The following is a 12,928-nucleotide window of genomic DNA, read 5'->3' as shown; positions in this document are numbered from 1 at the left end:
GGACGGCCTGGACCGTATGATGTTTGATCGGTTTTGATTACCGATCTGCTAAGTGCGTCGAATGACGCATCCCGGACTTGATCCGGGATCTCGTCGATATGGACGCATCCTTAGAAAGGAGGTGATCCAGCCGCAGGTTCCCCTACGGCTACCTTGTTACGACTTCACCCCAGTCGCTGAGCTTACCGTGGCCAGCTGCCCCCTGCGAACAGGTTGGCGCACCGTCTTCGGGTAAACCCAACTCCCATGGTGTGACGGGCGGTGTGTACAAGGCCCGGGAACGTATTCACCGCGTCATGCTGTTACGCGATTACTAGCGATTCCGACTTCATGCTCTCGAGTTGCAGAGAACAATCCGAACTGAGATGGTTTTTAGGGATTAACCCTCTGTTACCACCATTGTAGCACGTGTGTAGCCCAACCCGTAAGGGCCATGAGGACTTGACGTCATCCACACCTTCCTCCCGCTTATCACGGGCAGTTTCCATAGAGTGCCCAGCCGAACTGCTGGCAACTAGGGATGTGGGTTGCGCTCGTTGCCGGACTTAACCGAACATCTCACGACACGAGCTGACGACAGCCATGCAGCACCTGTCACTGATCCAGCCGAACTGAAGGAATCTCTCTCGAGAAACCGCGATCAGGATGTCAAGGGTTGGTAAGGTTCTGCGCGTTGCTTCGAATTAAACCACATGCTCCACCGCTTGTGCGGGCCCCCGTCAATTCCTTTGAGTTTTAATCTTGCGACCGTACTCCCCAGGCGGAATGCTTAATCCGTTAGGTGTGTCACCGACACGCATGCGCGCCGACGACTGGCATTCATCGTTTACGGTGTGGACTACCAGGGTATCTAATCCTGTTTGCTCCCCACACTTTCGCACCTCAGCGTCAGTATCGAGCCAGTGAGCCGCCTTCGCCACTGGTGTTCTTCCGAATATCTACGAATTTCACCTCTACACTCGGAGTTCCACTCACCTCTCTCGAACTCTAGACTAGTAGTTTTGGAGGCAGTTCCAGGGTTGAGCCCTGGGATTTCACCCCCAACTTTCTAATCCGCCTACGCGCGCTTTACGCCCAGTAATTCCGAACAACGCTAACCCCCTCCGTATTACCGCGGCTGCTGGCACGGAGTTAGCCGGGGTTTCTTTACCAGGTACTGTCATTATCATCCCTGGCGAAAGAGCTTTACGACCCTAAGGCCTTCATCACTCACGCGGCATGGCTAGATCAGGCTTGCGCCCATTGTCTAAGATTCCCCACTGCTGCCTCCCGTAGGAGTCTGGGCCGTGTCTCAGTCCCAGTGTTGCTGATCATCCTCTAAAACCAGCTATAGATCGTAGACTTGGTAGGCCATTACCCCACCAACTATCTAATCTAACGCGGGCCGATCCTTCACCGAAATTCTTTCCCCCGAAGGGCGTATACGGTATTAAACCCAGTTTCCCGGGACTATTCCGTAGTGAAGGGCACGTTCCCACGCGTTACTAACCCGTCCGCCGCTAGAACCGAAGTTCTCGCTCGACTTGCATGTGTTAGGCCTGCCGCCAGCGTTCGTTCTGAGCCAGGATCAAACTCTCAAGTTGAAAAGCTGTTACCAGCTTATCCTTGACGTTCGAACCTCTGCACATCAATTCCGACCGGCTAAGGTCGGAACTTGTCTCTGTTTGTTGTGCTTCTGGTTTTCATCAGAAAACCGGAAACCGTCCAAACAGTGAAGCTGACTATCCATCATCGGATCAGGTCGAAACCCTCTCCTAGGTAGTTTGATATGCGTTTGGCTGATCCATCGAATAGACCAAACCGCCCACATATCTCTTCAGAAACTATCGATTTCAAAGAGCGCAGAGACAAAATCAACACGAAGCGCCATTCCTTTTTGGCGCAACCTGCGTCAGATACCTCAGTGTTTGTTGCCTTCTGTCCCTCTGGAGCGTCGCTCCGTCGTTCCGTCTGGCGTTCCGTTGTGCGCCTCAGCGCCGCCGGTGAGGGGGTATTTACGGATTGGGGCCGAACCTCGCAACCCCTTTTTTCGGGAAACGTCATGTTTTTTTCAAAAATCTCATTTATCGTTTAAAATCAGAGTCTTAAAAATGCGATTTTCTTGCCTGTCCTGTTTCCGGCCCGCGCCGCAGGCGGCTTTACGCAGGGGCAATCGGGCCAGAATCCGGTTATCCACAGCGATTTTTCCGGAATCTGCCGAGTCACGGACGGGAATCTTGCCCGAGTCACCCCCGACTCGGCCCGGAATCATCCGCCGACTCGCGACATTTCGGAAAATGAATCGCCCGATTCCGCGAAAATCCCGGAATCGGCCTTCGGAAATCGCGGAATCACGAAGCAGTCCGCACCCGACTCGCCGCTTTTTTCCGCGTCATCAGGAATCGCCACGCGATCAGCCCCGCGATCACCGCCAGAAACACCAGCGGCCGGATCTGCCAGCCCTTCACCAGCATCACGTAATGCACCCCGCCCAGAATCGCCGCCGGATAGACCAGCTGGTGCAGCCGGGCCCAACCTGCCGCCCCCATCTTGCGAACCGACAGATTGTTCGAGGTCACCGCCAGCGGGATCAACAGCACGAACGCGGCCATGCCAACAGTAATGTAGGGCCGCTTCACGATATCGGCCCACACCCGGTCGATCCTCTGCACGTCCAGCACCGCCCAGACCAGCAGGTGACACACCACGAAGAAAAAGCAGGCCAACCCCAGCGCCCGGCGAAACTTCAGCAGGTTCACCCCCGCCAGTTTGCGCAGGGGCGTCACCGCCAATCCCGCCACCAGCAGGTACAGCGCCATCTGCCCCATCTCGTGCTCCAGCACTTTCACGGGGTCCGCGCCCAGCCGGTTCTGAATGCCCAGCCACAGCATCCACGCGGCATAGCCCAGGCTCGCCACGTAAATGGGCCAGGCCGGCACCCGGCGCAGCGCCTGGTTCATATGATCGACGATCGCCATCAGAAGAATTTTGTCAGGTCCATTCCTTCATAAAGCCCTGCCACGTCGTCGCCGTAGCCGTTGAACATCAGCGTGTCCTGCCGGCGGGCGAACAGCCCCGATCCGATCACCCGCTCGCTCGCCTGGCTCCAGCGCGGGTGGTCCACTTGCGGGTTCACGTTGCTGTAAAATCCGTACTCCCGCGCATTCGCCTTGTTCCAGCTGGTCGGCGGCTCGGCCTCGGTCAGCGTGATGCGCACGATCGACTTGATCGACTTGAAGCCGTATTTCCACGGCACCACCAGCCGGAGCGGCGCGCCGTTCTGGTTGGGGATCTCCTTGCCGTATATCCCCGTCGCCATCAGTGTCAGCGGATGCGTCGCCTCGTCCAGCCGCAGCCCCTCGACATAGGGCCAGTCCAGCACGGGGTATTTCACGCCCGGCATCTCGTCCGGGCGCAGCGCGGTCTCGAAGGCGACAAACCTGGCATTCGACTGCACGCCCGCCATCTCCAGCAGGTCGGCCAGTTCGAACCCGTTCCAGGGCACCACCATCGACCACGCCTCGACACAGCGGAAGCGATAGATCCGCTCCTCCACCGTCATCTTCGCCATGATGTCCTCGAAGGCATAATCGCCGGGCCGGTCCACCAATCCGTCAATGGTCACGCTCCACGGCTCGGTGGTCAGCATATGGGCATGGTCCACCGGGTCGCCCTTGCCGGTGCCGAACTCGTAGTAGTTGTTGTAGGTCGTGATATCCTCGTAAGAGGTCGGCTCCAGACCCTGCGCCCGCGCCTGGGCCGCGCCGATTCCGGCCAGTCCCATACCGGCGGCCGCCCCCGCCATCAACTGCCGCCGGTTCAGGAACGCGGCCTCGTCGGTCACATCCTTGTCGCGCAGCGTGTTCTTCCAACGATAGGCCATGCGGGCTCTCCTCTTCTCGCGGGCATGTCTGTCAGTCTCACATAAGCAAAGCGCATTTCGCGGGCAAAACAAGCTGTCTCACGAAGACGTTGAGGCACGGTAACAATGGCGGCGGCATTCTGTGCGCGCGCGCACGCGCGCGAGACACCGCGGCCGGGCCGTCCCGGACCTGATCCGGGACCTCCTGCGGTAGGGCACCACCTCTATGGATACTGCGCCGCGTCCACGCTCGGCCGGATCTTGGTCAGCGGGATCGAGCTGCCGTCCGCCTGCACGATCCGAACATGCCGCCGCCGCATCAGCCGCGGTTCGGCCACGCCCACCGAATGGGCGATGGTCTCGACCTCCTTGATCACCTGCCGCGCGTAATTGGCCACCTTCACGTATTTGTCCTCGACCACCAGCCCCGCCTGCAAATGCCTGTCATGGGTGGTGATCCCGGTGGGACAGGTGTTGCGGTTGCATTTCAGCGCCTGGATGCAGCCCAGCGAGAACATGAACCCCCGCGCCGAGGTCACGAAATCCGCGCCGGCGCACAGCGCCCAGGCCACGTCGCTGGGGTTGACCAGCTTGCCCGCTGCCACGATCCGGATGCGGCCCTTCAGCCCGTGCCGGTCGCGCAGGTCCACCATCCGGGGCAACGCCTCGCGGATCGGCATCCCCACCAGGTCCATCAGCGGCATCGGCGCCGCCCCCGTGCCGCCCTCGCCGCCGTCGATGGTGATGAAATCCGGCGCGATCTCTTCTCCGCGCGCGACGATCAGTTCGAACATCTCGTCCCAGGCTTCGCTCGACCCGATCACCGTCTTGAAGCCGACAGGCTTGCCCGTGATCTCTCGGATATGCCCGATGAAATCCAGCAACTCGGCAAAGGTGTTCACCTCGCGGTGCCGGTTGGGCGAGATGCTGTCCTGCCCCACCGCGATGCCGCGGATCCCGGCGATCTCGGTTGTGACCTTCTCGCCGGGCAGGATGCCGCCCTTGCCGGGCTTGGCCCCTTGCGCCAGCTTCAGCTCGAACATCTTCACCTGCGGAATGTCTCCCATCGCGCGCAGCTTGTCGTCATCCAGCGCGCCGTCCGGCGTCCGCACTCCGTATTTCGCCGTGCCGATCTGGTAGACCACGTCGCACCCGCCGCTCAGGTGATAGGGGCTCAGCCCCCCCTCCCCGGTGTTCAGCCAGACCCCCGCCTCCGCGGCACCCCGGCTCAGCGCCTCGACCGCGGGGCGCGATATGGCGCCGTAACTCATCCCCGAGATGTTGAAGATCGACCGCGCCATGTAGGGTTCGCGGCAATACGGCCCGATCTGCAACGGCTCGGTCACCGCGAACTGGTCGTCCAGCGGCGGAAAGGCCGCCGGCACGAAGATCGGCGTGCCCACCACGTTCAGGTTCCGGGTCGAGCCAAAGGCGATGGTGTTGCTTTTGCCCTTCGACGCGTGCCCCACCCAGTCGCGCTGCGCCCGGTTGAACGGCATTTCCTCTCGGTCCATGGCAAAGAAATACTGGCGAAAGAATTCCCCCAGCGTGGTGAACAGGCCGCGAAACCGCCCGATCACCGGGTAATTGCGCCGGATCGCGTCGCCGGTCTGGGTCTTGTCGATGACGTAAAACAGCACCACCAGCGCGATGACGACGCCGACCGCCAGCACGAAGACCAGCGCCAGCAGTCCCAGGATATCGAATACCAGTTCCATCTTTGCCTCTCCGAAAGAACGGTGGCTCCCTTATGCCACAGTCGCATGGCACCTCAACTGGAATTACCGACGCGAAAGGGACCTCTTCGCACGCCCCGGTCACATTCATTCATCGGAGTATCTTCGCGGCCCCGGTCCGAGCGCATGCCGCATTTCGTCGACGCGCATCGGGGGAGAGCCCGCGGTGAACCTATCGCTGCGATCCGGCGTTTTCCCGGTGATGCTCAGGCCGGCATCGACCGACGCGCCTACCGATCAACCCGGCCGCCAGGAGACACGACCATGCTTCGCAGGACCTATCTCGCCGTCACCGCCGCCACCATTCTTGGCGGCACCACCATCGCCTTTGCCGACAGCGGCAAGGATATCATCGACACCGCAACCGAGGCGGGTGAGTTCTCCACCTTTCTTGCCGCGGCCGAGGTGGCCGGCCTTGTCGAAACGTTGAAGGGGGACGGCCCCTTCACCGTCTTCGCCCCCACCGACGAGGCCTTCGAGTCACTGCCCGAAGGCACGGTGGACACGCTGATGCTGCCCGAGAACGTCGAACAACTGACTAGCATCCTCATCCACCACGTGGTTCCCGGCAAGGTGATGTCCGGCGACCTGACCGACGGTATGGCGGCCGAAACCGTGCAGGGCAACTCCCTCACCATCGGCACCGAGGGCGGCGTCACCGTCAACGACGCCAATGTCGTCACCCCCGATATCGAGGCCTCGAACGGCGTCATCCACGTGATCGACGCCGTGATCATGCCCGAGTGACATTCCGAGGGCGAGCCGGGCATCCTTGGCTCGCCTTCTCTTTGAAACGCATCCGACGGCTCCGCGCAGCGGCGCTGAAGTCCGCGCTCTGCCTCAGGCCGACTGCCGGAACTGCTGCAACGCATCGTCCTTGTACGGCATCTGGTTCAGGCTTGGTTTGGACAACTTTATCATCTTGCCGACCAACCTGCGGCGACGGCGCGCGAGGGGATGAAAGGCGGCTGTGTCGAAGAACATCCGCCGGTCGTTGAACGGGTTGACGTAAAAGCTTGGTGCAAACGCATAATAGACGTTGTTCGGCGCAGACGGCATGAAGACTTCGGTATGCGCCATGTCCGGCAGTCTTTCCCGGGCGGGTTCCGGCAGACCGTCGCACCATGCGCCATAACGCTCCCGCAAGCTCTCGAGCCGATCCGGCGCAAGACGGTCTGACAGGTCTTCCGCCCGCATATTGAGCAATGCTGCAAGACCGTCGTCGAGGGAACACCCGTTTGCGGCTGTCGCTCGCGTCCACTTGTTCGCCCGCGTCATCTCGGCGCCGTTTCCGCGCAGAACAAGCTCTGTCGCCGGGGCCATTTCCACGGCACGTACCGTCGCGCTATCTATACCGTTGAACGTACGGCTTGTCCTCAGGGCCATGACGTCTCGCAAGGTGGTCAGCTGATTGTCGGTCAGGCACCGTTCAAACTCGGGATCGTCACGCTCGATGACTTCAAGCTTTACGCCGACTTCTTGCGCCACTGCGACTGCGACCTGCCGATCGAACTGGGTGATCCACTTTATGTCGTGCATGAAAAACCGTTCGATGTGATCGAGCACGGGCGTTGCCGCGGCAAGCAACAGCCGCGAATCCGTTCCACCCGATATGGGAAGCGCCGTCGTGTAGCCGCCGGCCAGTGCAGCCATCACCTGCCCGAGTCGCCCGGTTATCCTCTCGGCCAGACCGTTGCGGTCCTCACCTGCGGTTTGAAAGTCATCCTCCGGACCAAGCCAGTGCCGTTTCAGTTCGAAATCGGCAAGATCCAGATAGTGATTGGCATAGATGCGCCTGCAATGGATATCGCAGGTCTCTCCCAAGGCAAACTGCGCCTTGCGGGCCTGCACGCCTTTGGCCGAAACAGCCGTCAGCGGTTCGATGTCCCGGTTCACCGCCAGATGGACGCTTGACGCAAAAGCCTTGTCCTTGTTCGAGTAGACGGCGCTCAGCCCTCCGGACGGGTCGAAATAGACCCGCTTCGTGCCGAATGCCGCCACGACAGCGATGAACCGGCCGGCCAGCCCTTCGATATAGGTTTCAACCGCGTCGATTGTTCCCTTGCCTTGCAGAACAACCCGCCCATTCAGGCAGGCTCCGTCCTGGTCGACTGCGACGCCAAGGACGATGGCGACGGTCCGACCACCCTCAAAGACAAGTTCATGTCGCGGAAGCCGTGGACAATGATGCAAATTCCAATCGCCCAGCCGGAAATGCATCCACGTTTCAGAAGGGCTTGTACGCGACTTCGACAACCTGAACTGAAACGGAAAGGTCTCGTCGAAATCCCAACCATTGGCCTCGCACACCGCTTCCGCGGCGCAAATCCTGCGTTTCATTCTGCCTCACTCTCCGCCGCGTTGTCGCGCGGCCTGCTCTGCTCCTTGGGTCCGGGGGCATTATTATGGTTATGGCCCTCCGGGGTTGGTCTACTTCTTGTGGATCACCGCCATTTGCAGCCGCTTGCCCGGCACCATCCGCGCCGGCGCCAGATGCACGCCCGAAATATCTTCGGCCAGCTTGTTCAGCTCGGCGGCGACCTTCGGGTCCTCATGCACGAAATGGCGCGTCTCGACCCAGTTGCGAAACAGCTCGGCCGTCTTGGTGATCCCCGGCCGCTCATGGGCGTCGGGCTGCCAGCGCAGGTCCTCGATGATGTAAAGCCCGCCCGACTCCAGCCTCGGAAAAACCTCCAGAAAGGCGTTCTGCTGATGATGGCTCGCATGGCTCGCATCGTCGATCACGATGCTGGGCGGGGTCTCGATCTCCTCGATCGCCGCCGCGATACTGTCGCGCTCGTCCATGTCGCAGCGATGATAGGTAAACCGCTCATGCCCGAACCCCGAGAGATCCGCTACGTCCAGCCGATGAATCTCGGCCTTGGGAAAATACTCCAGCCACATGCGGACCGACGGGCAATCTTTTGTCTCGCATTCCGCGTCATGGCCCTGCTCCGGCCCCTGGGCCAGCAGACCCATCTCGACAAAGGTGATCTTGCGCTGCCGGTAGGGGTGAAACAGCATGTGATAAAGCTCGGTGTACCGGTGCTTGGCCGTTCCCTGATCCGAGCCGAAGCGGTCGGCCAGGTCGGTCAGGTTCTCGCCGCCCTTGCCGGTGGGCAAGCGCGGTGCGGTTTCGACCTCGTCAGCCAGTTTCCGACGCTTGATCTCTTCCTTTTCCTCGCGCGACAGCACCGGGGCCGCCTCGCAATCCACCTTGTGCTTTTTCAGCGCCAGGTCCATCCAGCTGTCCGGTTCCGGCAGGCCGCCCTTGTTCGAGAGGAATTCCCGCACACGCCGCCCGTAGAAATGCACCGAATAGGTGTTTTCGGTCACCATATCCTTCGCTTCCTGCGTCGCGCGTTTCAGCATCAGTTTGCGGCGGTCGCGAAAGTTTACGGGATAAAGCCCCTCGATCGGCAGCGCATATTTCGCCTCGCCCGTCTTGTGCAGGTAATGCGTGACCGCGTGCGGCCCCCACGTGCCCCATTTCATCTCGCTGACGTGAACCGGCTTGCCTTCGTCCTGCAACTGGCGCAGCCGGTCCTGTTCCTCCTGCTCGAACCATTCCGGGATGCCGTACTCATCTTCCGTCATCTCCAGCATCAGGCCAAGCGCCTCGCTGTCAGGGGGCAATCCCAGCACACCGCCGTTGATGTGGCTGTCGGACTCCCAGCCAAAGAAATGGCCCGTCGACGTCTCGAACGGTTTGACGCAATAGGCATCCAGATCGGCCCAGATCATGCGGTCGTTCTGTTGCAGCAGATGGTACCGGAACACGTCCGAAAACAGCGCGAAACTGCCCGTGCGCCCGTGCTGGATGAACCGGTCGATCTTCAGCACGCTGTCGCCATGGATCAGCTCGACCCCCTCGGGCACGTTCTGCACGTCCTTGTAGTGGTAAAGTTTCACGTGGTGCCCCGCGTCGAGGAACGACTGGGCGCACAGAACCTCCACATAGCTCAGCGGGCCTTCCACCCACAGCATCCCGATCTCGTAACCCGATTGGGCACTATCCCTCATCACGTGTCTCCATTGGGCTAGACCGCCTTGCGCATCTCGCCCTGCGCGGGGCGCAGGAACGTGATGTCGGGGTCCGCCTCGATCGCGCGAACGTCGCGCTCGTAAATGCGTGTCAGATGCTCGCGCTCGCAACGGGTCCAGGGGTCATACCCGCCATATTCCTTGCCGCGCGGATACCGCTCCTGGATCTCCACCCGCCGGGACAGCGCCGCGTCGGCCCCGTCCTTGTGGATCATCTGCAACAACTCCCGCACGGCACGGCCCGACGCGGTCGGGCGCTTGTTCTTGTCCTTCGGTTCCTTGAGCTTCGTGACATCTATATCCGGGCCGCACAGGTTGCCCAGAATTGCAAGGTCAAGCTGGCGGAAATCCTCGTAACGCCAGGCATGGACCTTGGCGGTCGGAAACGCTTTCTTCGCCGTATCCAGAACCTTGTGCCAGTTCGGCATCCGCGCGGTCACGGCGCGGCGCATGTGACGCTCGTCGATGAACCATTGTCCGCTGACCGAGCGCAGATATTCGACATAGGCGGACGAAAAGAAATCCGCGTAGTTGCGCAATCCGAAATGCACCTCGTCGGGGCCGGACGGGACCTGCATACCAAACACCTGCATCAGCGTCTCTCCCCAGCGATACAGCTTGCCGAAGCGCACGCAATGTCCGCAATGCCCGGCAAGATTTTCGTCGGACAGAATGATCCGCCTGGGCCTGTTCTCCAGGATATCGGCAAAGAACGCGCCCGTCATCGCGGACAGTTCCTCGTCGTATATCTTCGGATCCCAGCCGATCCCGAGCTTGATATACGCGTTGCACTGAACCGGAATAGTCACTTCCTTGCGCGTCTTGCGGTGATGCACGTAATGCACCCCGGCCCGTTCCAGCATCTTGGAATTGCGCGCCAGCATGGACTGGATGTGGCTGGTGGCCGTCTTGTGAAAGCCACCGTGCAAGACGATGTAGGGCCGCGCGCTCATTCGCCCGCCAGATCCGTCAGCAATTCTTCGCTGTTGACCAGATCTTCACCGGGTCGGTTGATCATCTTCAGCAGCTCATGCAGCGCAGACCATTCGTCATTCGCCTTCAGCGCGGCGATCTTGGCGCGGTGCCACGCACACGCCTCGGCATGCAGCCGCGCGATCTCAGGGTCCGCCATCAGCGCATCGAACTCGCGGCGCGTGGCCGCGGCCATCGGCACAAGGCTCGCGTCCTTTTCCAGATTGATGTTCATGTCCGACCAATAGGCGACGCCCTGGTCGCGGTCGATATGGTTGGTGCGCCCCCGGTCGCGCTTTACCAGGAAACTGTCGACCGACCGCACGGCATAGTGATGCAGCCGCGCAAAATCGTGGCGAAAGGTCGGGTGCGCCCGCCAACCCTGCTGAAAGAACGCATCCGGCATGGGCTGGCCCCCGGCATCCTTCCAGATGAAGCCCTCGGGAATGTCGGCATAGAATTTCGGGCGGTGCACGCCGAACTTGCGGATCACCTCGGACGGGCGGAACAGCGTCTTGAGGCCAAGCGCTCGGTACTTGGCGCGAAAATCCTCCGGCGCGGCCCAGACGAAATGTTCGTGGATGAACCTATCCTCGTATGCCACCTGATCGCCACAGCCGAACAGCTTCCAGCACAGCGAAATCGCATCCGCGTCCCCCGTCGCCTCGAACAGGTCTGGCAAACGCCCCGCGCCCACCCGGATGTTCAGGAATTCGTCGCAATCGGCGCAGATGATCCAGTCCGCCTTCTCGAAAGCCTCGTGTTTCAACGCCCGGCGCAGGGCCACCCGCTGCGGGCTCTCACCCTTCTTGAACTGGTTGTCGCAATGGGACGCGACGCCCAGTTCCTCCAGCCGCATGGCGATCCTGTCGGTGCCGTCGTCGCAGTCATTGGTGTAGATCAGAATGTCCCGGAACCCGATCGCCCGGTTATAGGCGATCCATTCCAGCATGAACGGCCCTTCGTTCTTCATCGTCGTGACGATGGCGCAGCGATCGTTGCGCCGCTCGCCCATGGGCCGATCCGACCGGACCGATTTCGGGTTGAACCGGGGAACGGGGCGCGCCTTCTTGTCCGGCGCGGCCTCGGGCCTGGCCTCTGTCGTCTGCTCGGGTGTCCCCGGCCCCTTCGCCTTGACCGCCTTGTCGGTCTTCGCCCTGGGCGTCTCCTCGGCCGCATCGCGCGCCGCCTCGCGCGCCTCCTGGTCCACGGCATCGTCCGCTTCGGCCTCGCCGCCCAGCCCATCGTCCTCCGGCGCCGCGCGCTCCTCCTCGCGCTGCTTGCGCCTCAGCCGCTTGCGGAACGCGATGCCGAACCCGTTCGCGACCTCGTCCCGGCCTTTTTCCGTGAAATAGGCCGCCACCTGGTTCTTGTACCAGGGCAGGTCACGCCGCCCGCGGTAAAGGCGATGAAACTCGAGCGGGGTGAGCTCGTCGAAAATCGCCGCCTGCATCACCGGCTTCAGAGCGCCGATCTTGCGAAGGAACACGGCGGTCTTGTGATCCGAATGACGGCAGTGAAAGACCCGGATGTTGTCGCCGGAAAACCGCCCGATATGCTGTTTGTCCAGCGCATGATAGGGATCGTAGAAGATGTTGACCGGCCCCAAGCCCGCCGTCAGCGCCGCCGCATCCGACAGGGGCAGCGTCCAGTCCTGCCGCCGTCCGTTCTCATAGCGCGTCTCCCACGGCACCAGCTCGGTATCCAGCGTGCTCTGCGGGTTGACCGAGACCACATGCGCCCCCGGCACCAGCGAGCCAAAGGCGATCGCGGCATAGCCCCCCATCGACACACCCGCAAAGATCACCCGGTCATACCCCTCGAAGAACCCCTCGTCGCGCAGCTTCTTGAACCGCGCGATCAGGTGGGAATCCCGGTACCAGTCCGCCACATGCGCCATGACCCCGAGGTGCGAGATATTCACGTCCCGCGCGAACTTGAACGCCCAGGGCTCCCGCTCCACCGAGGTGTCGTTGACGTTGGAAAGGTTGTCGAAGGTGACCAGCAGGCGGTTCACCGGCCGCCGCACGAACATCAGCGAATCCCGCAGATGCCGCTCCATGAACCCCTCACCCTCGCCGCCGGGGCGAAGCTCGTCGAACCAGCGCGGCATCGCTGGCATGTCGTCTGCTGAACTGTCCTGCTCGGCCATGGCCCGATCTTGTATCTGATGTGGTTATCGCGCGGTGAATCCGCGCCATTCCGCCTTTGGCGGCACTATACGCCCGCCCCGCGAATCCGCGCAACACCCGTGTCGATTTGTTGGCGCAAAGGCCATTTCCGCAACACCCACGCAAGCAGCCCCACGTTCCGTCTTCCTCTGGCCATAAATATC

8 protein-coding genes and 1 rRNA gene are annotated in these 12,928 nt (G+C 61.4%); 1 reads left to right on the top strand and 8 read right to left on the bottom strand.

Annotated elements, in window-relative coordinates; all coding sequences use genetic code 11:
- Positions 1-114 precede the first annotated feature (114 nt).
- The 4 genes from RBB31_RS01925 to RBB31_RS01910 form a co-directional block, all read right to left on the bottom strand.
- Positions 115-1,583: ribosomal RNA gene (locus RBB31_RS01925) — 16S ribosomal RNA — on the bottom strand.
- 747 nt (positions 1,584-2,330) lie between these two features.
- Complete coding sequence (gene msrQ / locus RBB31_RS01920) at positions 2,331-2,957, bottom strand: protein-methionine-sulfoxide reductase heme-binding subunit MsrQ (RefSeq protein ID WP_306127565.1); 627 nt, start codon at positions 2,955-2,957, stop codon at positions 2,331-2,333.
- Positions 2,957-3,862 (bottom strand): protein-methionine-sulfoxide reductase catalytic subunit MsrP, encoded by a 906-nt coding sequence (gene msrP, locus RBB31_RS01915; RefSeq protein ID WP_306127564.1) that lies wholly within the window; start codon positions 3,860-3,862, stop codon positions 2,957-2,959. Before msrP ends, msrQ begins: the two co-directional genes overlap by 1 nt.
- 203 nt (positions 3,863-4,065) lie before the next feature.
- Positions 4,066-5,559: an FMN-binding glutamate synthase family protein gene (locus RBB31_RS01910; RefSeq protein ID WP_306127563.1), complete on the bottom strand. Its 1,494-nt coding sequence runs from the start codon at positions 5,557-5,559 to the stop codon at positions 4,066-4,068.
- Between the two features lie 282 nt (positions 5,560-5,841).
- Here RBB31_RS01910 and RBB31_RS01905 point away from each other — a divergent pair, with 282 nt between their 5' ends.
- On the top strand, positions 5,842-6,324 hold the full coding sequence (locus RBB31_RS01905) for a fasciclin domain-containing protein (protein ID WP_306127562.1): 483 nt from the start codon (positions 5,842-5,844) through the stop codon (positions 6,322-6,324).
- Positions 6,325-6,417: 93 nt separating this feature from the next.
- Here the strand turns inward: RBB31_RS01905 and RBB31_RS01900 are convergent, their stop codons facing one another.
- The 4 genes from RBB31_RS01900 to RBB31_RS01885 all read right to left on the bottom strand — a co-directional run bounded on the left by RBB31_RS01900 (position 6,418) and on the right by RBB31_RS01885 (position 12,745).
- The gene (locus RBB31_RS01900; RefSeq protein ID WP_306127561.1) at positions 6,418-7,917 is read right to left on the bottom strand and encodes a hypothetical protein; all 1,500 of its coding nucleotides are present in this window, start codon (positions 7,915-7,917) and stop codon (positions 6,418-6,420) included.
- 90 nt (positions 7,918-8,007) lie between these two features.
- Positions 8,008-9,600: a hypothetical protein gene (locus RBB31_RS01895; RefSeq protein ID WP_306127560.1), complete on the bottom strand. Its 1,593-nt coding sequence runs from the start codon at positions 9,598-9,600 to the stop codon at positions 8,008-8,010.
- 17 nt (positions 9,601-9,617) lie between these two features.
- The gene (locus RBB31_RS01890) at positions 9,618-10,574 is read right to left on the bottom strand and encodes a hypothetical protein (RefSeq protein WP_306127559.1); all 957 of its coding nucleotides are present in this window, start codon (positions 10,572-10,574) and stop codon (positions 9,618-9,620) included.
- Positions 10,571-12,745: a glycosyltransferase family 2 protein gene (locus tag RBB31_RS01885; protein ID WP_306127558.1), complete on the bottom strand. Its 2,175-nt coding sequence runs from the start codon at positions 12,743-12,745 to the stop codon at positions 10,571-10,573. The genes RBB31_RS01890 and RBB31_RS01885 overlap by 4 nt, the downstream gene beginning before the upstream one ends.
- Positions 12,746-12,928: the final 183 nt, after the last annotated feature.

The organism is Roseovarius sp. MMSF_3350, assembly GCF_030733425.1.
In the GTDB taxonomy this organism is placed as follows: Bacteria; Pseudomonadota; Alphaproteobacteria; order Rhodobacterales; family Rhodobacteraceae; genus Roseovarius.
The sequence above is the reverse complement of the archived record's forward strand: the minus strand, read 5'-3'. Positions and strand labels throughout refer to the sequence as shown.